The sequence below is a fragment of the Patulibacter medicamentivorans genome (assembly GCF_000240225.1).
Lineage (GTDB): Bacteria > Actinomycetota > Thermoleophilia > Solirubrobacterales > Solirubrobacteraceae > Patulibacter > Patulibacter medicamentivorans.
Genome location: NZ_AGUD01000052.1, coordinates 1 through 23,476, shown reverse-complemented (window position 1 = coordinate 23,476; position 23,476 = coordinate 1). Strand labels below are relative to the sequence as shown.

The 23,476-nt window shown below is 75.2% G+C and carries 19 protein-coding genes; 16 read left to right on the top strand and 3 right to left on the bottom strand.

Translation table 11 applies throughout. The features are described from left to right. Positions 1–371: 371 nt before the first annotated feature. Positions 372–2,987, top strand: coding sequence for an ATP-dependent chaperone ClpB (gene clpB, locus PAI11_RS05900; protein WP_007571907.1), 2,616 nt, complete (start codon positions 372–374; stop codon positions 2,985–2,987). Between the two features lie 44 nt (positions 2,988–3,031). Here the strand turns inward: clpB and PAI11_RS24000 are convergent, their stop codons facing one another. Beyond that, the gene (locus PAI11_RS24000) at positions 3,032–3,595 is read right to left on the bottom strand and encodes a Uma2 family endonuclease (RefSeq protein WP_050897130.1); all 564 of its coding nucleotides are present in this window, start codon (positions 3,593–3,595) and stop codon (positions 3,032–3,034) included. A gap of 228 nt (positions 3,596–3,823) precedes the next feature. Between PAI11_RS24000 and PAI11_RS05890 the strand changes: the two genes are divergently transcribed. The 3 genes from PAI11_RS05890 (at position 3,824) to PAI11_RS05880 (ending at position 7,482) form a co-directional block, all read left to right on the top strand. Continuing rightward, a complete protein-coding gene (locus tag PAI11_RS05890; RefSeq protein WP_007571904.1) occupies positions 3,824–6,070 on the top strand; it encodes a molybdopterin-containing oxidoreductase family protein in 2,247 nt (748 codons plus the stop codon). Between the two features lie 118 nt (positions 6,071–6,188). Then, positions 6,189–7,229 carry a GTP 3',8-cyclase MoaA gene (moaA, locus tag PAI11_RS05885; RefSeq protein WP_050897129.1) on the top strand — a complete coding sequence of 347 codons (1,041 nt, stop codon included), beginning with the start codon at positions 6,189–6,191 and terminating at the stop codon, positions 7,227–7,229. Positions 7,230–7,233: 4 nt separating this feature from the next. Then, on the top strand, positions 7,234–7,482 hold the full coding sequence (locus tag PAI11_RS05880) for a DUF6457 domain-containing protein (protein ID WP_007571898.1): 249 nt from the start codon (positions 7,234–7,236) through the stop codon (positions 7,480–7,482). 57 nt (positions 7,483–7,539) lie between these two features. On the opposite strand, the gene mobA is transcribed toward PAI11_RS05880, so the two are convergent. After that, the gene (gene mobA / locus PAI11_RS05875) at positions 7,540–8,130 is read right to left on the bottom strand and encodes a molybdenum cofactor guanylyltransferase (protein ID WP_007571897.1); all 591 of its coding nucleotides are present in this window, start codon (positions 8,128–8,130) and stop codon (positions 7,540–7,542) included. A 44-nt stretch (positions 8,131–8,174) separates the two neighbouring features. Here mobA and PAI11_RS05870 point away from each other — a divergent pair, with 44 nt between their 5' ends. The 7 genes from PAI11_RS05870 (at position 8,175) to PAI11_RS05840 (ending at position 16,175) form a co-directional block, all read left to right on the top strand. Continuing rightward, positions 8,175–10,370 carry a molybdopterin-dependent oxidoreductase gene (locus tag PAI11_RS05870; RefSeq protein ID WP_007571895.1) on the top strand — a complete coding sequence of 732 codons (2,196 nt, stop codon included), beginning with the start codon at positions 8,175–8,177 and terminating at the stop codon, positions 10,368–10,370. Positions 10,371–10,563: 193 nt separating this feature from the next. Beyond that, a complete protein-coding gene (locus PAI11_RS05865; protein ID WP_050897128.1) occupies positions 10,564–11,841 on the top strand; it encodes a molybdopterin molybdotransferase MoeA in 1,278 nt (425 codons plus the stop codon). A gap of 151 nt (positions 11,842–11,992) precedes the next feature. Further along, the gene (locus PAI11_RS05860; protein ID WP_007571891.1) at positions 11,993–13,009 is read left to right on the top strand and encodes a helix-turn-helix transcriptional regulator; all 1,017 of its coding nucleotides are present in this window, start codon (positions 11,993–11,995) and stop codon (positions 13,007–13,009) included. A gap of 67 nt (positions 13,010–13,076) precedes the next feature. Next, positions 13,077–13,865, top strand: coding sequence for a molybdate ABC transporter substrate-binding protein (modA, locus tag PAI11_RS05855; protein ID WP_007571888.1), 789 nt, complete (start codon positions 13,077–13,079; stop codon positions 13,863–13,865). 49 nt (positions 13,866–13,914) lie between these two features. Continuing rightward, the gene (locus PAI11_RS05850; RefSeq protein ID WP_007571886.1) at positions 13,915–14,772 is read left to right on the top strand and encodes an ABC transporter permease; all 858 of its coding nucleotides are present in this window, start codon (positions 13,915–13,917) and stop codon (positions 14,770–14,772) included. Continuing rightward, a complete protein-coding gene (locus PAI11_RS05845; protein ID WP_007571884.1) occupies positions 14,769–15,899 on the top strand; it encodes an ABC transporter ATP-binding protein in 1,131 nt (376 codons plus the stop codon). The genes PAI11_RS05850 and PAI11_RS05845 overlap by 4 nt, the downstream gene beginning before the upstream one ends. 30 nt (positions 15,900–15,929) lie before the next feature. Next, positions 15,930–16,175 (top strand): hypothetical protein, encoded by a 246-nt coding sequence (locus PAI11_RS05840; RefSeq protein WP_050897127.1) that lies wholly within the window; start codon positions 15,930–15,932, stop codon positions 16,173–16,175. An 8-nt stretch (positions 16,176–16,183) separates the two neighbouring features. Here PAI11_RS05840 and PAI11_RS05835 read toward each other — a convergent pair whose 3' ends face one another. Next, positions 16,184–17,317, bottom strand: a complete 1,134-nt coding sequence (locus PAI11_RS05835) for a CaiB/BaiF CoA transferase family protein (RefSeq protein ID WP_007571880.1) — start codon at positions 17,315–17,317, stop codon at positions 16,184–16,186. A gap of 79 nt (positions 17,318–17,396) precedes the next feature. Between PAI11_RS05835 and PAI11_RS05830 the strand changes: the two genes are divergently transcribed. The 5 genes from PAI11_RS05830 to moaC all read left to right on the top strand — a co-directional run. Next, complete coding sequence (locus tag PAI11_RS05830) at positions 17,397–18,887, top strand: aldehyde dehydrogenase family protein (RefSeq protein ID WP_007571878.1); 1,491 nt, start codon at positions 17,397–17,399, stop codon at positions 18,885–18,887. A gap of 71 nt (positions 18,888–18,958) precedes the next feature. Then, the gene (locus PAI11_RS05825; RefSeq protein ID WP_007571876.1) at positions 18,959–20,152 is read left to right on the top strand and encodes an acyl-CoA dehydrogenase family protein; all 1,194 of its coding nucleotides are present in this window, start codon (positions 18,959–18,961) and stop codon (positions 20,150–20,152) included. Positions 20,153–20,419: 267 nt separating this feature from the next. Next, on the top strand, positions 20,420–21,286 hold the full coding sequence (locus PAI11_RS05820; RefSeq protein WP_007571874.1) for a 3-hydroxybutyryl-CoA dehydrogenase: 867 nt from the start codon (positions 20,420–20,422) through the stop codon (positions 21,284–21,286). A gap of 45 nt (positions 21,287–21,331) precedes the next feature. Beyond that, on the top strand, positions 21,332–22,000 hold the full coding sequence (locus PAI11_RS05815; RefSeq protein ID WP_007571871.1) for a GntR family transcriptional regulator: 669 nt from the start codon (positions 21,332–21,334) through the stop codon (positions 21,998–22,000). 89 nt (positions 22,001–22,089) lie between these two features. Further along, on the top strand, positions 22,090–23,476 hold a 1,387-nt coding region (moaC, locus tag PAI11_RS25280), incomplete at its 3' end, for a cyclic pyranopterin monophosphate synthase MoaC (protein WP_081488282.1).

The following is a 23,476-nucleotide window of genomic DNA, read 5'->3' as shown; positions in this document are numbered from 1 at the left end:
CCGCGCTCCGGCGCCGGAGCGCCGCGCGCCGACGGGCGGCGGCGTCGCGGCGAGCGGCCCGCCGCGGATCGACGTCGGGGCGGCGCGGACGCGCCGCGCGGGGACGGGTGGAGGGGGGAGAGGCCATCGACCCTCCGCCTTGGAGCCTCGGGGGTGGGGGACCTTGGTCCTGCATCGCGTCTTGCCGTCGCCGCACGCGGGATTGCAGAACCCCTTGACATGAGTAGCTCCATCACGCAAAATCTAAGTCCTTATGACGCAGATATATCCCCGGCCAGGCGCTTCCCACGCCGCCGTCGGTGCGTCACGCTGTCTCATGCATTCCCCGGAGGGCGGGACGACCCCGCGCTCCTGACTCCCGAAGGTCGCCCATGCAGCCTGATCGCTTCACCATCAAGACGCAGGAGGCGCTCGCCGAGGCCGGTCAGCTGGCCGAGCGCCGCAGGAACCCCCAGGTCACGCCCGAGCACCTGCTGCTCGTCCTCCTCGCCCAGGAGGGCGGCACCGTCGGGCCGGTCCTCCAGAAGCTCGGGGTCCCCGTCGAGCAGGTCCGCCTGCCCGTGCAGGCCGCGATCGACGCGCTGCCGACGACCACCGGCGGCGGCCAGGCGGCCGGCCCGTCGAGCGAGCTCGTCGCCGTCCTGCGCGGCTCCGAGGAGCAGATGCGCACGCTCGGGGACGAGTACCTCTCGACCGAGCACGTGCTGCTGGCGCTCGCCGGCCACGACTCGAAGGCCGGCGACGCCCTTCGCGCCGTCGGGGCCACGCCCGAGGCGCTCGAGCCCGCCGTGACCGAGGTCCGCGGCAGCCACAAGGTCACCGACCAGAACCCCGAGGACAAGTTCCAGGCGCTCCAGCGCTTCGGCCAGGACCTGACCGAGGCGGCGGCCAAGGGCGAGCTCGACCCGGTGATCGGCCGCGACGAGGAGATCCGGCGGGTGATCCAGGTCCTCAGCCGTCGGCGCAAGAACAACCCGGTCCTGATCGGCGAGCCCGGCGTCGGCAAGACGGCGATCGTCGAGGGCCTCGCCCAGCGGATCGTCTCGGGCGACGTCCCCGAGTCGCTGCGCGACCGTCGGGTGGTCTCGCTCGACATCGGCTCGATGCTCGCCGGCGCGAAGTACCGCGGCGAGTTCGAGGACCGGCTGAAGGCCGTCCTCAAGGAGGTCGCCGACGCCCGCGGCCAGATCGTCATGTTCATCGACGAGCTGCACACGATCGTCGGGGCCGGCGCGAGCGAGGGCGCGGTCGATGCCGCCAACCTGCTCAAGCCGATGCTCGCCCGCGGCGAGCTGCGCGCCGTCGGCGCCACGACCCTCGACGAGTACCGCAAGTACATCGAGAAGGACGCCGCGCTGGAGCGGCGCTTCCAGCCCGTGCTGGTCGAGGAGCCCTCGGTCGAGGACGCGATCGCGATCCTCCGCGGCCTGAAGGAGAAGTACGAGACGCACCACGGCGTGCGGATCCAGGACGCCGCGCTGATCGCCGCCGCGACCCTCTCGCAGCGCCACATCGCCGACCGCCAGCTGCCGGACAAGGCGATCGACCTGATCGACGAGTCCGCCTCGCGGCTGAAGATCGAGATCGACTCCAAGCCGACCGAGATCGACGAGGTCGACCGCCAGATCCTGCAGCTGGAGATCGAGCGCACGTCGCTGGAGCAGGAGTCCGACGACGCCTCGAAGGCGCGCCTCGACGCGCTCGACCGCGACCTCGCCGACCTGCGCGAGAAGTCGGCCGGGATGACCGCCGAGTGGCAGCGCGAGAAGGAGGCCGTCGACCAGGTCCGCCAGGCGCAGGAGCAGCTGGAGCAGAAGAAGGTCGAGGCGGCCCGGGCCCAGCGCGACGGCGACCTGCAGCGCGCCGGCGAGCTGACCTACGGCGAGATTCCCCAGCTGGAGCGGCAGATCGCCGAGCTGGAGCGCCAGGCCGAGACGGTCGCCGCGGGCGAGAACCGGTTCCTGGAGAACGAGGTCACCGCCGAGCACATCGCCGAGGTCGTCGGCCGCTGGACCGGGATCCCGGTCGCGCGGCTGCTCGAGGGCGAGGTCGAGAAGCTGGTCCACATGGAGGATCGCCTGCACGACCGGGTGATCGGCCAGGAGGACGCCGTCAGCGCGGTCAGCGCCGCGATCCGGCGCAGCCGGGCCGGGCTCGGCGATCCGGATCGCCCGATCGGCTCGTTCCTGTTCCTCGGCCCGACCGGCGTCGGCAAGACCGAGCTGGCGCGGGCGCTGGCGGAGTTCCTCTTCGACAGCCAGGACGCGATGGTCCGGATCGACATGTCGGAGTACATGGAGAAGCACGCCGTGTCGCGGCTGGTCGGCGCGCCCCCGGGCTACGTCGGCTACGACGAGGGCGGTCAGCTGACCGAGGCCGTGCGGCGGCGCCCGTACTCGGTGATCCTGCTCGACGAGGTCGAGAAGGCCCATCCGGACGTCTTCAACATCCTGCTGCAGCTGCTCGACGACGGCCGCCTGACCGACGGCCACGGTCGCACGGTCGACTTCACCAACAGCGTGCTGGTGCTGACGTCGAACATCCCGGGCGGCCGGGCCGGCGCCGAGGCGACCTTCCGCCCGGAGTTCATCAACCGGCTCGACGACATCATCGAGTTCCACAGCCTCGATCGGGCCCACCTCACGAAGATCGTCGACATCCAGATCCGGCGGGTCGTCGAGCGGGCGGCCGAGCGCGGGATCGCGGTCGAGGTCGGGGACGACGCACTCGAGCTGCTGGGCAACCTCGGCTACGACCCGACCTACGGGGCGCGGCCGCTGAAGCGCACGATCCAGAAGCACCTGACCGACCGCCTGGCGCTGGCGCTGCTGCGCGGTCAGGTCCGCGACGGCGAGACGGTCCACGTCGGCACCGCGGACGGCGAGGTCACGCTCTCCGTCGACGGCGACCTGCTGGCCGACGCCGGCACCCAGCCGCGGCCGGGCGAGCCGGCGGCGCTGGCGGCCAGTGGCGACGCGGAGGGCTGATCCGGCGGCGCCGTGGCCCGGCCGGGCCACGGCGCCAGCCGCCCTCAGGCGAACAGCTCGGCGGTCGCGATCGCGAAGCCGGGCAGCAGCGGGCTCTCCAGCCGCTCGTCGCCGCCGACCTCGGCGGTGACGTCGAAGGTCGCCGCGGCGCCGGAGCGGCGGAAGAGCAGGACGCTGCGGGCCGGCGGATCGACGAGCCACAGCTCGCGGGCGCCCTCGCGCTCGTAGATCTGGCGCTTGATGCCGACGTCGCGGTGCCAGGTGGAGGGCGAGCGAACCTCGATCACCAGGTCGCCGAGCGGCCACGGCGGCCGGTCGAGCGCGGGCAGCTCGCGGTCGGCGGCGTACCACTGGACGTCGGGCGAGAGCACGTTCCAGTCGTCGATGCCGGTGTCGATGTTGAGGGTGACGAAGCCGCGGCCGGCCGCCGCCGTGGTCCAGGTCTTGATCGCGAACACGAGGTTGACGACCGCCAGCTGGTGCAGCGGGGTCGGCTGGCTGAGCACGACCACCTCACCCTCGATCAGCTCGAGGCGGCAGGTGTCCTCGCGCGGTGGCAGCGCGAGGAACTGCTCGGCGGTCATCCGCTGCGGGCTGGCGGCGGTCATCGCGTTCATCGTAGGTCTCCCGGTCGTGAAGGTCCATCCTCCGGTTGACCCGCGAGCCCGTCCCGGTCCGCCCCCCCCCCGGATCTGGCCGGCGGGTTGAGCGCGAGCGTCCTCGGCACTAAGGTGGTACAGATGTCGCCGTGTCGTCTCACGGTTGCGGAGGGATGAGGTGCTCGACCGTCGCTCGCCCCGCGGGCGGCGGTCAGGCGCCGGAAAGCGCGAGGGACCATGGCCGAGGACAAGCTCACCTTCTGTCGGATCTGCGAGCCGCTCTGCGGCATGGTCGCGACGGTGGAGGACGACCGGCTGGTGCGGCTGCGCCCGGACCGGGACCATCCGCTCTCGAAGGGCTTCGCCTGCCCGAAGGGGATCGCCTTCGCCGAGGTCCACAACGATCCCGATCGCGTCCTGCACCCGCTCAAGCGCCGGCCCGACGGCGGCTTCGAGCAGGTCAGCTGGGAGAGCGCGATGGCCGACATCGTCGGCCGGCTGCGGCGGATCCACGGCGAGCACGGCGCGTCGGGGATCGGCTGGTACTTCGGCAACCCGAGCGCGTTCAGCTACAGCCACACGCTGTGGGTCGCCGGCTTCATGCAGGCGCTGCGCTCGCCCCACGTCTTCTCGGCGGGGTCGCAGGACGTCAACAACCGGTTCGTGGCCAGCCGCCTGCTCTACGGCTCCTCGATCGTCGCGCCGGTGCCCGACCTGGGACGGACCGAGCTGCTGGTCGTCGTCGGCGCCAACCCGCTCGTCTCGCATGGCAGCGTGATGACCGCGCCGCGGATCAAGGAGGAGCTGCACGGGATCGTCGATCGCGGCGGCCGGGTCGTCGTGGTCGATCCGCGCCGGACCGAGACCGCCCGCGGCTTCGAGTGGCTGCCGGTCACGCCCGACGGCGACGCCTTCCTGCTGCTGTCGCTGCTGCACGTGCTGTTCGAGGAGGGGCTGGCGGACGAGCGGCGGATCGACCGCCAGGCGACCGGCGCCGCGCGGCTGCGGGCGCTGGCCCGGCCGTTCGCGCCCGAGGCGACCGCCGACCGCAGCGGGGTCCCGGCCGACCGGGTGCGGGCGCTGGCGCGCGACCTGGCGAGGACCGAGCGCGCCGCGCTCTACGGGCGCACCGGCACCTGCCTGGGGCGCGCCGGCACCCTGACGACGTTCCTGCTCGACGCGGTCAACCTGGTCGCCGGCAACCTCGACCGCGAGGGCGGGTCGATGTTCGGCACGCTCGGGATGCCGGGCGAGCGCCTCGGCGGGCAGCTGCTGAACCGGCTGATCGACCGTGGCGACCGGCGGCGCTCGCGGATCGGCGGGCTGCCGTCGGTGCTCGGGACCGAGCCGGCCACGATCATGGCCAAGGAGATCACCACCCCCGGCGCCGGACAGATCCGGGCGCTGCTCGTGTCGTCCGGCAACCCGGTGCTGTCGGTCCCCAACGGCGACGAGCTCGAGGCGGCGCTCGGCGAGCTCGACCTGATGGTCTCGATCGACCTCTACGTCAACGAGACCAACGCCCACGCCGACTACGTGCTGCCGGCGACGACGATGTACGAGCGCGACGACTTCCCGCTCGCCTTCCAGACCCTCCACCTGACCCCCTTCCGCCAGGCGACCGAGGCGGTCGTGCCGCCGGCCGGCGAGGCGCGGCAGGAGTGGGAGGTGATCGACGAGCTGATGCGCGGCCTCTGGCGGGCGTCGCTGCCGCTGACGGTCGCCGAGCTCGGACGGCGGGCGCTGGGGCTGGTCGGCCGCCGGGTCGCGCCGCGGCTCGCGATCGACGCGCTGGTGCGCCTCAGCGAGGGCGGCGACCGCTTCGGCCTCCGCCGCGGGGGCCTGACCCTGCGCCGGCTGCTGGAGGACCATCCCCACGGGACCGTGGTCGCGCCGGGGCTGCGGGCCGGCGTGCTCGGCCAGGTCGTGCTGCACCGCGGCGGTCGCGTGCGGCTCGACCCGCCGCAGATCGCCGACGAGGTCGCGCGGCTCGACGAGCGCCGCGACGACGACCGCTTCCCGCTGCGCCTGATCGGCATGCGCGAGCTGCGGTCCGAGAACTCGTGGATGCACAACGCCCCGCTGCTGGTGCGCGGCGGCCGGACCCAGGCTGCGCGGCTGCACCCCGAGGACGCGGCGGCGATCGGCGTCGCCGACGGCCAGCCGGTCCGGATCAGCACGGTCCACGGCGCGATCGAGCTGCCGGCGTTGATCACCGAGGACATCAAGGTCGGCGTCGTGGCCGTGCCGCACGGCTGGGGGCACAAGGGCACCGGCGGCTGGCGGACGGCCAACGGGGCCGGCGCGGCGGCGCCCGACGGCGGTGGGACGCCCGGCGGCGTCAACGTCAACCGGCTGATGTCGACCGACCCCGCCGACGTCGAGCCGCTGGCCGGGATGGCGCACCTGACCGCGGTGCCGGTCCGGGTCGAGGCGGTCGTCGCCCGGCAGCGGGAGCCGGCGGCGGCGCTCGCCGGGGACTGACGCGGGCACGGCGCGCCTATGATTCTCGTCATAGTCACGCTACCGTGACGTCCCCGATCGCGCCGTCGTGCCCGTGGCGCTCATGGGAGGGCGACGGCGCCCGGCTAAGGTGCAAGGGATGGACGGTGGTTCCCCGAGGTCCGTGGAGGTTGGCGCGACCGTCGCGACGGCGGCCCCGCTGAGCGACGGCTTCGGACGGATCGCGCGCGACCTGCGGCTGTCGGTGACCGACGTCTGCAACCTGCGCTGCCGCTACTGCCTGCCCGACGAGCAGATGGCGTGGCTGCCGCGCGAGCAGCGGCTCGCCGAGGACGAGACGGTGCGGCTGGTGACGCTGCTGGCCCGGCTCGGCGTGCGGACGGTGCGGGTGACGGGCGGCGAGCCGCTGGTCCGCCCGCGGCTGGCGCCGCTGGTGGCGCGGATCGCGGCGATCGAGGGGATCGAGGAGCTCTCGCTGACCACCAACGGCGTGCTGCTGGCCAAGCACGCGGAGGCGCTGGCGCAGGCGGGGATCTCGCGCGTGAACGTCTCGCTCGACAGCGTCGACCCGCAGCGGTTCAACGAGCTGACCCGTCGCGACCTGCTGCCGCGGGTGCTCGAGGGGATCGCGGCGGCGCAGGCCCAGCCGGGGATCGAGCAGGTCAAGCTGAACGCGGTCGCGATGCGCGGGATCACCGAGCACGAGGCGCTCGACCTGGTCGCCTTCGCGCGGGCCCAGGACCTGCAGCTGCGCTTCATCGAGGTGATGCCGCTGGACGCCGGGCACCGCTGGCGCCAGCAGGACGTGCTGTCGGCCGAGGAGCTGCGGGCGATCATCGCCACCCGCTGGGCGGTCGAGCCGCTGGAGCGCGAGCCCGCGTCGACCGCCACCGTCTTCCGGTTCGCCGACGGCGGCGGCGAGGTCGGCTTCATCGCCTCGGTCACCGAGCCGTTCTGCGCCGACTGCGACCGGATCCGGCTGACCGCCGACGGCCAGCTGCGGACCTGCCTCTTCGCCCACGACGAGACCGACCTGCGGGGGCCGCTGCGGTCGGGGGCCGACGACCGCGAACTGGAGCGGATCGTGCGCGGCGCCGTGGCCGGCAAGCAGTGGGGGCACGAGATCCACCGCCCGGGCTTCCGGCCGCCGGACCGTCCGATGAGCGCGATCGGCGGCTGAGTCGATGGCCGATCCCGACACGACGACGATCGCGGGCTGGCTCGAGGCGTTCGCCAGCGGGGCCGGCGCCGCGCCGCCGACCGACGAGGAGCTGCGGCAGCTGCTCGACCTGGCCCGCCACGCCGCCCACCGCTCGCAGCGCCAGGCGGCCCCGATCGCCTGCTGGATCGCCGGCCGCACCGGCCGCCCCGTCGCCGAGCTGCTGGCGCTGGTCGAGGCCGACGAGCGGCTGCGGGCGCCCGACGAGGGGTAGCCGCGCCGTCCGCCGCGGTTGCTCGGCGTCCGGACGGCGGGGGCGCGGGCGGGGTCGTCAGCCGCCGTGGGTCGCGCGCAGGGCGGCGAGATCCTCGGGCCGGTTGACGTTCGCCAGCAGCGTCGCGGGATCGCCGAAGCGTCCGACGGCCTCCTCGCCGATCCGGACCGCGCCGAGCCCGAGCACGGTCCGCACGACCGGATCCCCGGCCTCGGCGGCCGCCTGCAGGGCGACGGCGTGGATCGGGTCGAAGCGCCCCAGCAGCGGGTGCAGGCGTCCGGCTGCCTCGACGACGACCAGCGGCTCGGGGCGCTCGGCGAGGGCGCGCAGCAGGCCGGGAGGGACGCAGGGCAGGTCGACCGGCAGCACGACGATCGGCCCGGCGGCGCGGTGGAGGGCGGACGCGATCCCGATCAGCGGGTGGCGCGGCTCGTCCGGCTCGGGCCAGCGCTCGACGTCCAGCGGCGGCAGCGGGCTGTCGGCCTTGGCCAGGACGACGGGCCGCAGGCCGGCGGCGCGGGCGGCGTCGATCGCGTGCGCCAGCAGCGGGCGGCCGCCGAGCAGCGCCGCGGCCTTCGGGGCGCCCATCCGCCGCGAGACGCCGCCGGCGAGGATCACCAGCGGCAGCGATGCCGTGACCGGTTCCACGCCACCCAGTGTGACGGGCGCCCGGGCGGGCGTAGGATCGGCCCATGCCCGTCCGGACCTGTCCCTTCTGCGAAGCGACCTGCGGCCTCGAGGTCACCCTCGACGGTGACCGGGTGGTGAAGGTCCGAGGCGACGCCGACGACGTCTTCTCGAAGGGCTTCGTGTGCCCCAAGGGCACGTCGCTCAAGCAGCTGCACGAGGACCCCGACCGGGTTCGGCGGCCGCTGGTCAAGCAGCCCGACGGGAGCTTCGCCGAGGTCGGCTGGGACGCCGCGTTCGAACGGATCGCGGAGCTCTGGGCGCCGTTCGTCGGCAGCGACGATCGCGACGCGGTCGGGGTCTACCTGGGCAACCCGAGCGCGCACAGCTTCGGGCCGCTGCTCTACGGCCGGGTGCTGCTGAAGGCCCTGCGGACGAGGAGCATCTTCAGCGCCTCGACCCTCGACCAGTACCCCAAGCAGCTGGCCGCCGCCCACCTGTTCGGCTCCGGAGCCACGGTCCCGGTCCCCGACCTCGATCGCACCGACCACCTGCTGATCCTCGGCGCCAACCCGGTCGTCTCCAACGGCTCGCTGATGACCGCCCCCGACGTCCGCGGCCGGATCCACGCGATCCAGGCCCGCGGCGGCAAGGTCGTGGTCGTCGACCCGCGGCGCACGCGCACGGTCCAGGAGGCCGACCAGCACATCGCGATCCGACCCGGCGGCGACGCGCTGTGGCTGATGGCGCTGCTGCAGGTGCTCGCCAGCGAGGGCCTGATGACGCCGGGCGAGCACCTGGCCGGGCTCGACGAGGTGGTCGCGGCCGCCGAGCCGTTCACGCCCGAGGCGGTGGCCGCGGCGACCGGCGTCGATCCCGAGGTCACCCGGACGGCGGCGCGCGAGCTGGCCGCCGCCCCGACGGCCTGCGTCTACGGCCGGATCGGTACCACGACCCAGCGCTTCGGCTCGACCGCCTCGTGGCTGGTCGACGTCCTCAACGCCGTCACCGGCAACCTCGACCGGCCGGGCGGCGCGATGTTCCCGCTGCCCGCCCACGCCAAGCGCGGCGCCGGTCGCGGCCGCGGGGCGCGGTTCGGCCGCTGGTCCTCGCGGATCCGCGGCGCCGGCGAGGTCTTCGGCGAGCTGCCGGCGGCCTGCCTGGCCGAAGAGCTGGAGACCCCCGGAGCCGGCCAGATCCGGGCCCTGATCACGGTCGCCGGCAACCCGGTGCTGTCGGCCCCCGGTGGCGAGCGGCTGGCGCGCGCGCTGCCCGGGCTTGAGGCCTACGTCGCGATCGACATCTACGTCAACGAGACGACCCGCCACGCCGACGTGATCCTGCCGGCGCCGTCGCCGTTGGAGAAGGCCCACTACGACCTGGCGCTCTACGGCTTCGCGATCCGCAACGTCGCCAACTACAGCCCGCCGCTGCTGGAGCGCGACGGGCTCGACGAGTGGCAGTCGCTGCTGCGGCTGCTGGGCGTCGTGACCGGGCAGGGCCCCGACGCCGACGTCGCGGCGATCGACGGCTTCGTCGCCCGGGCGCTGGTCGAGAAGGAGGTCGGGGACGAGCGCTCCGCCCTCCACGGCCAGGACGTCGACGCGGTGATGGCGCAGCTGCAGCCGCGGGTCGGGCCCGACCGGCTGCTCGACCTGCTGCTGCGCGGCGGGGCCTACGGCCTGACGCTGGCCGACCTCGAGGCGGCGCCGCACGGGATCGACCTCGGGCCGCTGCAGCCGCGGCTGCCGGAGATCCTCTCGACCCCCAGCGGCCGGGTCGAGCTGGCGCCGCCGGACCTGCTGGCCGACGTCGAGCGGCTGGCGCTGGCGCTCGACGAGGACGCCGGCGGGATGGTCCTGATCGGCCGTCGCGACCTGCGGTCGAACAACTCGTGGATGCACAACCTGCCGGTCCTGGTGTCGGGGCCGGAGCGCTGCACCGCCTGGCTGCACCCGGACGACGCGACGCGCCTGGGCGTGGCCGACGGCGATCCGGTCCGGATCAGCTCGCGGGTCGGCGCGATCGAGGTGCCGGCGACCGTCACCGATCGGATCCGGCCCGGCGTCGTGTCGGTGCCGCACGGCTGGGGGCACGGCGGCGACGGTGTCGCCCTGGCCGTCGCCCGCGGCGTGGCCGGCGTCAACTCCAACGCGCTCTCCGACGACGACCAGCTGGAGCCCCTGAGCGGCACGGCGGTCCTCAACGGGATCCCGGTCGAGGTCGTCGCCGTGGCGGCCGGGGAGCCGGTGCCCGCGTAGGCGCGGGGCCATGGGGAGCGGGGGCGCGGGGAGTCCGGCGCCCGTCAGTCGCCGGCTCGATGCGGTCGGCGGGGCGAGAGCGCACGAGGACGTCCCGGGACCGCGTGATCGCCTTCTCGTCACGATGGGTCGGTCGAGATGGCGATCGAGCGGGCGTTCCGGGCCGGGGAGAGCGTCCTCTAGGGTGACGTCGGTGGCCCCGCTGACGAGTCTCCACGACGCCCGCGCGGCCGCGATCGCCCTCGGATCCGCGGCGGCGACCGCGGTCGAGACGGTGCCGATCGCCGAGGCGGCTGGCCGGATCGCCGCCGAGCAGGTGATCGTCCCGATCGCGCTGCCCCGCTTCGACGGCTCGGCGATGGACGGCTACGCGGTGCGGGCGGCCGATCTCGCCGGCGCCACCGCCGACGCGCCCGCGGTGCTGCGGCTGGTCGACGAGTCGCGGGCCGGTCACCCGACCGACGCCGTGCTCGGGTCCGGCGAGGCGATGCGGATCAGCACCGGCGCCCGGGTCCCCGCCGGGGCCGACGCGGTCGTGCGGGTCGAGGACGCCGACGAGGCCGACGGGGTCGTCCGCGTGCGCGTGGCGCTGGCATCGGGACACGACATCCGTCCCGCGGGCGAGGACGTCCAGCCCGGCGAGCATGCCGTCGCGGCCGGTGACCTGCTGCACCCCGGCCGGATCGCGCTGCTGGGCGGGATCGGCGTGGCCTCGGTCGCCGTCCGCCGCCCACCGTCCGTGACCGTCGTCGCGACCGGCGACGAGGTGGTGGTGGCCGGCGGCGGCGCGCTCGGCGCGGGCGACGTCCACGACGTCAACGGCGTCGCGATCCCGGCGCTGCTGCGCGCGGCCGGGGCCGGCGAGGTCCGGGTGGTCCGGGTCGGCGACGACCGCGAGGCGACGATCGCCGCCTTCCGCGACGCCGGCGGCGACCTGATCGTCTCCTGCGGCGGCGTCTCGGTCGGTCGCCACGACCACGTGAGGCCGGCGCTCGAGGCCCTCGGGGCGCGGCAGGCGGTCTTCGGCGTCGCGCTGCAGCCCGGCAAGCCGACCTGGATCGGGACCCTCGCCGGCGGGGAGGGTGGTGCGGCCGAGGGCGGCGGCGGATCGGCGCGGCCGGTCTTCGGCCTGCCGGGCAACCCGGCGTCGGCCTTCGTCACCGCGGCGCTGTTCGTCGCCCCGGCGCTGCGGGCGATGCTCGGCCGGCCACCGGAGCCCGTCCGACGCGGCCGGCTGGTGGAGGACGCGCCCCGCGACGGTCGCCGGATGCGGGCGCTGCGGGCCGTGGTCGTGCTGGGGGAGGACGCGACGCTCGGAGTCCGGATCCTCGGGCCGCAGCACTCCCACCGCCTGCGCCCGCTGGCGGACGGCGATCTGCTCGCGATCGTCCCGCCCGGCGAGGGCCCGCTGCCGGCCGGGTCGCTGGTCGAGCTGGTCGCGGTGCCAGGGGCCACGAGCCTCGGCGCCTGACCGGCGGCCGCCGTCGGCCGTCTGCCGTCGCGAATCGCCGGGTCGCGTGGCGGCGGCCACCGTCGGCCGTCTGCCGTCCCGAATCGCCCCGCGTGGCTCGCGGCCCCGTCCGACGGGCGCCAGGATCCTGTCTGGTCGATAGATTCCTGTCATGCCTGCCGCGCCACCGGTTCGCCTGCGCGCCCTCCGCGAGGCGTCCGGGCTCTCGCAGGCGCAGCTGGCGGAGCGGGCGGGGGTCAGCCGGGCGCTGGTCAGCGCGGTCGAGCGGGGCCTCCACCGGCCCGCGGTCGACACGGCTCTGCGGCTGGCGTCGGCCGTCGGCACCACCGTCGAGGAGCTGTTCGCCCCTCGGCCGGACGCTGCCTCGCGGACGATCGACGGCCGGACGATCCCCGACGGGACGCTGGTTCGGCTGGCGCTCGTCGGGGACGAACGCGTCGCAGCGCCAGTCGCCGATCCGTCCGGCTGGGCCATGGCGGACGCGGTGATCGCCGACGGCCGGCCGCGGCTGCTGGCGGGCGGCCAGGCGACGGGGACGGTGGTGGCCGGTTGCGATCCGGCGCTCGTGGTCGCGGCCGGGCTCGGCCCGCGCAACGGCGCGACCCGACTGGTCGAGGTCTCGGCCACGAGCGGCGCGGCGCGGGCCGCCCTGCGCGCGGGGCGCGTCCATGCCGCCGCCGTCCACGGGCCGGCCGGTGGCCTCGGACGAGCACCCGCCGGCGTCCGGCGGTTCCAGTTGGCCCGCTGGTCGGTCGGCGTCGCGCTGACCGCCGCGGCCGCATCGGTCGAGGAGCTGCTGACCGCGGCCACCACGCTCGTCCGCCGGCCGGAGGGGGCGGCCAGCCAGCAGGCGCTGGACCGGGCCTCCAGCGCGCTCGGCCTGCCCCTGCCCGAGGGTCCGGTCGCCCGGGACCACGCGACGGCGGCGCTGCTGACGGCCACCACCGGCGCGGCGGCGATCACCTACGAGCCGGCCGCGCTGGCGCTCGGGCTGTCGTTCCTGCCGGTCGAGCGCCACGTCGTCGAGCTGTGGGTCGCCGAGGCCCACGCGGCCGAGCCGGGCATCGCGGCGCTGCTGGACACGGTCCGCTCGCGGGCCTTCCGGGAGCGCGTCGCGGCCCGACCCGGCTACGACCTGGCCGGCTGCGGCGACGAGATCGCGGCCTGACGACCCCCTCGCGGCCACCGACGCGACCCCCAACCCCGCCGAGCCCCACCGAACCCCGAGGACCCCGATGCTCCGACCACTGCCCCGCCGCGCCCTCCTGCTGTCGACGGTCGCGCTCGCCGTGCTGCCGCTGGCCGCTTGCGGCGACGACGACCGGGGCGGGGGATCGGCACGCCCGGACGTCACGATCAAGGTCTCGGCGGCGGCGTCGCTGAAGAAGGCGCTCGAGGGCTACCAGGGCCATTTCGCCGCGGCGACGGTCGCGTTCTCGTTCGCCGGCTCCGACGAGCTGGCCGCCCAGATCGAGCAGGGGGTGCGCCCGGACGTCTTCGCGGCCGCCAACACGAAGCTGCCCGACGCGCTGCACGCGAAGGGCCTGGTCGGTCGCCCGGTCCGCTTCGCCACCAACCGGCTGGTGGTCGCGGTCCCCGCGGAGGGCGGCGACGTCCGGTCGTTCGCCGATCTCGGGCGGGACGGCGTCAGCCTGGCGATCGGCTCGCCGACGGTGCCGGTCGGGGCCTACACGCGGACGGTCCTCGGCCGGCTGTCGGCCGCCCGCCGCAAGGCGATCGAGGGCAACGTCCGGTCGCAGGAGCCCGACGTCGCGGGGGTCGTCGGCAAGCTGACGCAGGGTGCCGTCGACGCGGGGTTCGTCTACCGCAGCGACGTCCGGGCCGCCGGCGGGCGCCTGCGCGAGATCGCGATCCCGGACGCGCTGCAGCCGGCGGTGACCTACGGCGTGGCCGTGGTCGCGGGCGCGCCGCATCGCGGGCAGGCGCAGGCGTTCGTCGACGGCCTGGTCGGGCCCGACGGGCAGGCGGCGCTGCGAGCGGCGGGCCTCGGTCCGAAGCCGTGATCCGACGGCCCGATCCCGGTGCACCGGCGGCGGCCCCGCGGGCGCCGCGATGACCGCCCGGCGGGTCGCCTTCAGCGCGGCGCTGGTCGTCGCGCTGACCGTCTGCGTCGCGTTCCTGACGGTGCCGGTGGTGGCGATCTTCGTCAGCAGCTCGCCGGGAGACCTGCTCGACGGCCTGCGCGATCCCTCGGCCCGCGACGCGCTGCGGCTGAGCCTGATCTGCACCTCGATCGCGACGGGCATCATCGTCCTCGTGGGGACGCCGGCCGCGTGGCTGCTGGCGACCCGCCGCTTCCGCGGCCGCGCGCTGGTGACCACGCTCGTGGAGCTGCCGCTGGTGCTGCCGCCGGCGGTCGCGGGGATCGGCCTGCTGGCGGCCTTCGGGCCCAAGGGCCTGGTCGGCGGCGCGCTGGGGGACCTGGGGCTGCAACCGGTCCTGACGACCGCCGGCGTGGTCGTGGCCCTGGTCTTCGTGGCGGCGCCGTTCTACCTGCGACAGGCGCAATCGGCGTTCGAGGCGATCGACCGCGACTGGCTGGACGCCTCGCGAACGCTGGGCGCCGGCGAGCTGCGGACCTGGCTGCTGATCGCGATCCCGGTCGCCCGCGGCGGCCTCGTCACGGGCCTGGCGCTGGCGTGGGGGCGCGCGTTGGGCGAGTTCGGGGCGACGTTGATGTTCGCCGGCTCGTTCCGGGGCGTGACCCAGACGGTCCCGCTGGCGATCTACGAGCGGTTCGCCTCGGACTTCGACGGCGCGCTGGCGCTGTCGGCGGTGCTGGTGGCGCTGTCGGCCGCCGTGCTGCTGACCGTCAAGCTGCTCGGGTCGGGCTCGCCCGGCGGCTCGGAAAACGGTCGCGAGCAGCGACGCGGGCCGGGCAACGGCCTGGGAGCGGGGGTCGGGCGATGAGCCTCGAGCTGGAGGCCCGCCACGCGCTGCGGTCGTTCACGCTCGACGTCGCGCTGTCCGTGGCCCCGGGCGAGTGCCTGGCGCTGGCCGGGCCGTCGGGCGCGGGCAAGAGCACGGTTCTGCGGATCGTCGCCGGACTGCTGCGGCCGGACGCCGGGCGGGTCCGCTGCGGGGACGACCTGTGGCTCGACCGCGAGCGCGGCGTCGCGCTGCCCCCGGAGCAGCGGGCCTGCGGGTACGTGTTCCAGCACTACGCGCTCTTCCCGCACCTCTCCGCCGCGCGCAACGTCGCCTACGGCCTGCGCGGCGGCTCGCGGGCGCAGCGGCGGACGACGGCGATCGCGGCGCTCGAGCGGTTCGGGATCGGGCAGCTGGCGGATGCTCGGCCGCGAGCCCTGTCCGGCGGCGAGCGCCAGCGGGTCGCGCTCGCCCGCGCGGTGGTCCGCAGGCCGCGGGCGCTGCTGCTCGACGAGCCGCTGACGGCGCTCGACGCGACCACGCGCGGGCAGGCGACGCGGGCACTCGGCGAGCTGCTGCGCGAGCACGAGGTGCCGGCGATCCTCGTCACCCACGACTTCGTCGAGGCGGCGACGCTCGGCACGACGGTCGCGATCGTCGACCGCGGCCGGATCGTCCAGCGGGGCGCGCCGGCCGAGGTGGCGGCGCGGCCCGCGACTCCGTTCGTCGCCGACCTGACCGGGGCGGTCGTCCTGACCGGCGTCGCGTCGTCCGCCGACCACGGTCTGGCGAAGGTGGCCCTCGACGGGGGCGGCACGGTCCTCAGCACGGATCCGGTTCCCGCCTCCGGTGGCGCGGCGACCGGTCCCGTGCCCGTTGCCGTGACGACCCATCCGTGGGAGATCACGCTGCACCCGGTCGGCGAGCGCCCGGGCGATCTGGTCGACGTCGGCGGCTCGGCCCGCAACGCGCTGGCGGCGACGGTGACCGCGATCACCCCGATCGGCAACCGGGTCCGGGTCGGCCTCGACACCGGTCAGCCGCTGGCGGCCGAGGTCACCGGCCCCGCGATCGAGCGGCTCGGCCTGCAGGTCGGCGACCGGGTGACCGCGGCGTGGAAGGCGTCGGCGACGCGGGTGCTCGATCGGGGCGGTTCGTCGACTGCGTGATACCGCACGCGATGCCATTGGGTGTTGGCCATGACCCTTCGCCTCACGGATGCCGAGGCCAGCGCCCTGCGTCGACGGGCGGAGCTGGAGAACCGCTCGATGCAGGACGAGCGGCTGGCGCTCGCCGGTGCGATCGCCTTCCTCGGAGTCAACGGGCGTCGGCTGACGCTGGCCAACGACGAGGCGTACGACCTCGTGATCGCCGTGGCGACCGGGGAGCTCGCGGAGGTCGCGGGGATCGCCGACGCCCTCGGTCGAGGTTCCAGCGAGCGCTGACGCGGCCCTCAGCCCTCGCCCAGCTCCGGCGGCGCGCTGCGGTAGCTGGCCGGCGTCGCCGAGAGCCAGATCGGGTTGCGGACCAGGTCGACCGTGCTGCCGTCGTGCCGCGGCAGGGCGACGGTCGGGTCCATCCCCAGCGAGCGGGCCAGGTCGATCGCGCCGGCGATGTCGTTGACCTCGCCGGCCGGGACGCCGGCGTCGAGCAGCTCGCGGGCCCAGTCGGCCGGGGTCCGGTCGGCGAGCGCGGCGACGAGGGCGTCGCGCAGCCGCTCGCGGTGCGCGACCCGCGCGGCGTTGGTGGCGAAGTCCGGGTCTCGCGCCAGCCGGTCGAGGCCGCAGACGCGGCAGAGGGCCGCGAACTGGCGGTCGTTGCCGCAGGCGATCACCAGGTCGCCGCCGCGGGCCGGGTACAGCTCGTAGGGGGCGATGCTCGGGTGGGCGTTGCCCATCCGCGCCGGGACCGCGCCGCCGGCCGTGACCGCTGACGCCTGGTTGACGAGCGCCGCCAGCAGCGAGGAGAGCAGGTCGACCTCGACCCGCTGGCCCTCGCCCGTCCGCTCGCGGTGGCGCAGCGCGGCCAGGATCCCGGTCGCCGCGAACAGCCCGCAGATCACGTCGACCAGGGCCACGCCGACCTTCTGGGGCTCGCCGTCGGGGCTCCCGGTGACGCTCATCAGGCCGCCGACCGCCTGCACCAGCAGGTCGTAGCCGGGCATCGCCGCGCCGCCGCCGCGGCCGAAGCCGGTGATCGAGCAGTAGACGAGCTGCGGGTGCTCGCGGGCCAGATCGCCGTACCCCAGCCCCAGCCGGTCCATCACGCCGGGGCGGAAGTTCTCGACCACGACGTCGGCGCCCGCCGCGAGCGCCCGCGCCCGGGCCAGGTCGCCCGGATCGCGCAGGTCGAGCGCGACGCTGCGCTTGTTGCGGTTGACCGAGAGGAAGTAGGTCGCGACCCCGTCGGCGTCGTACGGCGGCCCCCAGGAGCGGGTGTCGTCGCCGCCGGGATCGTCCTCGCCCCGGGCGGGCCGCTCGACCTTGATCACGGTCGCGCCGAGGTCGGCGAGGACCATCGTCGCCAGCGGCCCGGCGAGCACGCGGGAGAAGTCGAGGATGACCAGGTCGTCGAGCGCGGCCGGCATGATGCTCGATTATAGATCTTCGAAGAAAATCGGGTACGGTTGCTGGGACGATGGATCGGGAGCCCCGGAGGAGCGAGCGATGAGCACCACCACCGAGCAGGCCGCTGCGACCCTGCTGATCGACGGCCAGTGGCGGGACGCGGCCGAGCACTACGAGCGGGTCGACCCCGCCGACCCGTCGCGGGTCACCGGTCGCTACGCGGCCGCGACGGCGGCCGACGTCGGCGACGCCTACGCGGCGGCGGCCCGCGCCCAGGTCGCCTGGGCGGCGCGCCCGGTCACCGACCGCGAGGCGATCCTGCGCCGCGCCGGCGACCTGCTGGAGCAGCGGGTCGAGGCCGCCACCGCCGCCCTGGTCGACGACATCGGCAAGGCCCACCGCGACGCCCGCGGCGAGGTCCTGCGCGGCGCGGCGATCCTGCGCTTCCACGCCGGCGCGGTGCTGCAGGCGTCGGGCGAGACCTACGACGGGGCCGATCCGTCGACGCTGCTGCTGACGCTCTCCGAGCCGGTCGGCGTCGTCGGCGCGATCACCCCCTGGAACTTCCCGGTCGCGATCCCGCTCTGGAAGCTGGCGCCGGCGCTGGCCTACGGCAACGCGGTGGTCTGGAAGCCGGCCGAGGCGGCGTCCGGCTCGGCGGTGCTGCTGGCCCGGCTGCTGTCCGAGGCCGGGCTCCCCGACGGCGTCCTGAACCTGGTCACCGGATCCGGCCGCGCGCTCTCCGAGCCGCTGACGAAGGACCCGGCGCTGGCCGCGCTGACCTTCACCGGATCGGTCGGCGTCGGGCTGCGGCTGCGCGCGGCGCTCGCCGATCGCACGACCAAGCTGCAGCTCGAGCTGGGCGGCAAGAACCCGGCGATCGTGCTCGCCGACGCCGACCTGCCGGACGCGATCGAGCAGATCGCCCGCGGCGCGATGCTCCAGGCCGGGCAGCGCTGCACCGCGACCAGCCGCGTCTACGTCGACCGCGGCATCCACGACGCCTTCGTCGCCGGCCTCGTCGAGCGGGTCCGGGCGTTCGCCGTCGGCGACCCGCGCGACCCGGCGACCGACATCGGGCCGCTCGCCTCGCGCGAGCAGCGCGACACGGTCGAGGGCTACCTGGCCCAGGCCCGCGACGGCGCGGCGACGATCGCCTGCGGCGGGTCGCCGATCGCCGACGGCGACGGCGCCGCGTGGAAGGGCGACGGCCGCGCGGCCGGCGGCCACTGGGTCCAGCCGACCGTCCTCACCGACGTCGCCGACGACCACCCGCTGGTCCGCGAGGAGATCTTCGGGCCGGTCGTCTGCGTGACCGCGGTCGACGGCTTCGACGACGCGCTCGCCCGCGCCAACGACAGCGAGTTCGGACTCTCCTCGGCGGTCTTCACCCGTGACCTGGCGACGGCGCTGCGGTTCGCCCGCGGCACCCGCTCGGGCCTGGTCCACGTCAACCGCGAGACCGCCGGCGTCGAGCCGCACCTGCCGTTCGGCGGCGTCAAGGCGTCGAGCTCGATGAACCGCGAGCAGGGGATGGCCGCGCGCGACTTCTTCTCCGTCACGAAGACGGTCTACATTCGTCCGCGCTGACCTGTCGCCTACTTGCGCCGGACGCCCGGACGCACTATCTTCGATCTTCGAAGATTCTTGAGGAGCCTCGCATGACCACCGCCACGACCGCACCGCCCGCCCTCCAGCCGCACGACTACCTGAACGTCGACGCGTTGCTCTCCGACGAGGAGCGGGCGATCCGCGACGCCGTCCGCGCCTTCGTCCAGGACAACGTCGTCGGCCAGGTCGGCGACTGGTTCGAGCAGGGCACGATCCCGCGCGAGCTGGCGCCCGAGCTGGGCAAGCTCGGCGTCCTCGGCATGCACCTGGAGGGCTACGGCTGCGCCGGCGCCACCGCCACCGCCTACGGGATCGCCTGCCTGGAGCTCGAGGCCGGCGACAGCGGCGTCCGCTCGCTCGTCTCGGTCCAGGGCTCGCTGGCGATGTTCGCGATCTGGCGCTGGGGCTCCGAGGAGCAGAAGCAGGAGTGGCTGCCGCGGATGGCCGCCGGCGAGGCGATCGGCTGCTTCGGCCTGACGGAGCCGGACTCCGGGTCGGACCCGGGCTCGATGCGCACGACCGCTCGCCGCGACGGCGACGACTGGATCCTCCACGGCCAGAAGATGTGGATCACCAACGGCTCGATCGCCGACGTGGCGGTCGTCTGGGCGCGCTGCAGCGACGACGGCAAGGTCCGCGGCTTCGTCGTCCCGACCGACACGCCCGGCTTCTCGGCGCCGGAGATCCACAAGAAGATGTCGCTGCGAGCGTCGATCACCAGCGAGCTGGTGCTGGACGACGTGCGGCTGCCGGCGGACGCCGTCCTGCCCGAGGTCGCGTCGCTGAAGGGGCCGCTGTCGTGCCTCAACGAGGCGCGCTACGGGATCGTCTGGGGCGCGATCGGCGCCGCGCGCGCCTGCTTCGAGTCCGCCCTCGACTACGCCGGCACGCGGATCCAGTTCGACAAGCCGATCGCGTCGTTCCAGATCCAGCAGCAGAAGCTCGCCAACATGGCGCTCGAGGTCAACCGCGGCACGCTGCTGGCGCTGCACCTGGGCCGGATGAAGGACGCGGGGACCCTGCGGCCCGAGCACGTCTCGATGGGCAAGCTCGGCAACGTCAACGCCGCGCTCGACGTCGCCCGCACGGCTCGGCAGGTCCTCGGCGGCAACGGGATCACGCTCGAGTACCCGGTGATCCGGCACATGAACAACCTCGAGTCGGTCGTGACGTACGAGGGCACTGCGGACGTCCACTCGCTGGTCATCGGCCAGGCGCTGACGGGGATCAGCGCCTTCCGCTGAGGCGACTGCGCCCTCGTACTGGGAGACCGTCCCACCCACCGCCCCACCAGCACCGCGGACGTCCACTCGCTGGTCATCGGCCAGGCGCTGACGGGGATCAGCGCCTTCCGCTGATCGCCGGCCGGGCGGCCCGCGTGATCGTCCGCCACGGGACTTTCGGTCTTCCGACGGCCGGGGGGAACGTGGCGGCGTCACACGCGCCGCCCACGGTCGCCGGGCGATGATCGAACCGACACCCTGCTGCGCACGGAAGAGAGAGACCGACAGATGAGCACCCACCCCAACCGGATCGGCGTCGTCGGCGGCGGCCAGATGGGCACCGGCATCGCGGAGGTCGCGGCCCGCAACGGCTGCGACGTCGTGATCGTCGAGGTCGACGACGCGCGGGCCCAGGCCGCGCGCACCCGGATCGAGAGCTCGATCGCCCGTGGCGTCAAGCGCGGCAAGGTCAGCGAGGAGGACGCCGCCGCGGCCCTCGGTCGGCTGCGGGCGTCGGCGACCTTCGAGGACCTCGCCGACCGGCAGCTGGTGGTCGAGGCCGTCGTCGAGCGCAAGGACGCCAAGATCGAGGTGATCCAGCGGCTCGGCGAGATCGTCGAGGACCCCGAGGCGATCCTGGCCTCGAACACCTCCTCGATCCCGATCGTCGAGCTCGGCGCCGCCGTCGGCGATCGCTCCGGCCACGTGCTCGGGCTGCACTTCTTCAACCCGGTGCCGGTGCTGTCGCTGGTCGAGGTCGTCCCGTCGCTGCTGACCGACGAGGCGGTCGTCGACCGCACCTGGGCGTTCGCCGTCGACGTGCTGAAGAAGGATCCGATCCGCGCCCCCGATCGCGCCGGCTTCACCGTCAACACGCTGCTGATCCCCTACCTGCTGTCGGCGATCCGGATGCTCGAGCAGGGGCTGGCGAGCGCGAAGGACATCGACGAGGGCATGGTCAAGGGCTGCGCGCACCCGATGGGCCCGCTCGCGCTGGCGGACCTGATCGGGCTCGACACCGTGGTCGGGATCGCCGAGACGCTCTACGCGGAGCAGCGCGAGCAGCTGTTCGCTCCGCCGGCGCTGCTGCAGCGGCTGGTCGCCGCCGGTCGCCTCGGCCGCAAGACCGGCCACGGGCTCTACGACTACCAGTAGCCGGCGCCGGCCGACGCCGCCGGCCCGACTACGCTCCGAAGCCAGATGGCACCTTCGACGATCCCCGGAACCACGCAGGAGCACGCCGTCGCGTGGCTGCGCCGGGCGATCGTCACCGGCGCGCTGCGGCCCGGCCAGCGCGTCAACCAGGAGGACGTCGCGGCCGAGATCGGCGTCTCGGTCGCTCCCGTCCGCGAGGCGCTGCGGGTCCTGGAGCAGGAGGGGCAGGTCACCTACCTGCCCCGCCGCGGCTACTTCGTGACCGAGCTGCGGGTCGCCGACCTGGAGGAGATCTACGCCCTCCGCGGCCTGATCGAGGAGCGCGCGGCCCGCCACGCGCTGCCCGGCCTCGGCGACGAGGACCTGCGCCAGATCCGGACGGCGGCCGACGACTGCGTCGCCGCGGCCGCCGCCGGCGACGTGGCGGCCGAGCTCGAGGCCAACCGCCGCTTCCACTTCGCGCTGCTCGCGGCGCCCGACCAGCCGCACACCCTGCGGGTGCTGGCGTTGCTGTGGGACCGGACCGAGGCCTATCGCGCGCTCTACTACAACGATCCGGCCGAGCGCGACCGCTCCGCCGTCGCCCACGAGCGGATCGTGACCGCGATCGAGGCCCGCGACGCCGACCGGCTGGTGGCCGAGCTGCACGAGCACCGCGACCGGGCCCTCGAGGTCCTGCGCGGGATCCTCGGCGACGCGCCGGCCGACGGCTGATCGGCGAGCGGGGCGCCGGGATCCCCCGCCCGACGCCGGATCCCGGTCAGGCGCTCGCCGGCGGCCCCGGTCCGGGAGAATCGGGATCGATGAGCAGCGACGCGACGATCCAGGTGGAGGTGCGGCTGTTCGCCGCGCTGCGCGAGGCGGCCGGGGTCGACCGGGTCGCGCTGGAGCTGCCGGTCGGGGCGACCGCGGGCGACGCCTGGCAGGCGGTCTGGGCCGGGCGCGGGATGGCGCCGCCGACCGAGACCTCGCAGGTGGCGCTGGCGGTCAACCGCGAGTACAGCGCGACCGGCACCCGGCTGGCCGACGGCGACGAGGTCGCGCTGATCCCGCCGGTCAGCGGCGGCGCGCCGGAGGCCGACGAGCGGGGGCCGGGCGCGGCGCCGGCGCCGGCCGACGACCTGCACGTCGACGTGCGTGGCGAGCCGCTCGACCAGGCCGCGCTCTACGCCCGGGTGGCACGGCCGCGTGCGGGGGCGATCGTGACCTTCAGCGGGACCCCGCGCGACGTGCCGCAGCTGGACTACGAGGCGCACGAGCAGATGGCGCGCGAGCGGATGGCCGGGATCCTGGGCGAGGTCGCGGCGGCCCACGGGGTCTGCGCGATCGCCGCCGAGCACCGGGTCGGGCCGGTGCCGTGGCCGGAGGCCGCCGTGGTGGTGGCCGTCTCCGCCCCGCACCGGGCCGAGGCGTTCCTGGCCGCGCGCGAGGCGCTCGACCGGATCAAGGCCGAGGCGCCGATCTGGAAGCAGGAGGTCGAGGGCGAGCAGCGCACCTGGGTCGCCGGCACGCTGCCCGGCCCGGCGAGCGTCCACGTGCCGCCGATCGATCCGGCCGCGGCGCCCGCGCTGCACGCCGACGCGCCGCCGCCGCGCGACGCGATCGGGCTGCTGCCGCATCTGCGCGAGGACGGCGGCGCGACGATGGTCGACGTCGGCGACAAGCAGGTGACGAAGCGGCGGGCGGTCGCGGCGGCGGTGGTGACGATGTCCCCCGCGACGGCCGAGCTGGTCCGCCGCGGCGACCTGCCGAAGGGCGACGTGCTCGGGACGGCGCGGCTGGCCGGGATCGTCGCGGCCAAGCGGGTGCCGGACCTGGTGCCGCTGGCGCATCCGCTGCCGCTGACCAAGGTCGACGTCCGCGCCGAGGTCGTCGTCGACGCCGGGCAGGTGCGGATCGAGGCCGAGGCCCGGACCGTCGGCAGGACCGGCGTCGAGATCGAGGCGATGACGGCGGCGATGGTCGCCGCGATCAACGTCTACGACATGGTCAAGGGCGTCGAGCGGGGCGTCGCCGTCGGCCCGGTCACGCTGGTCGCCAAGAGCGGCGGACGGACCGGGGACTTCGCCGGGCCGGCGCCGTGGGGCGCCGCGTCGGCGTCGGCCTCCGCGGGCCAGGGCGTGCCGGAGCCCGTCCACGCGGCCACCGGGTCCGCCGCGGCTCCCGCGCCGCGCGACGCGCCGAAGCCGC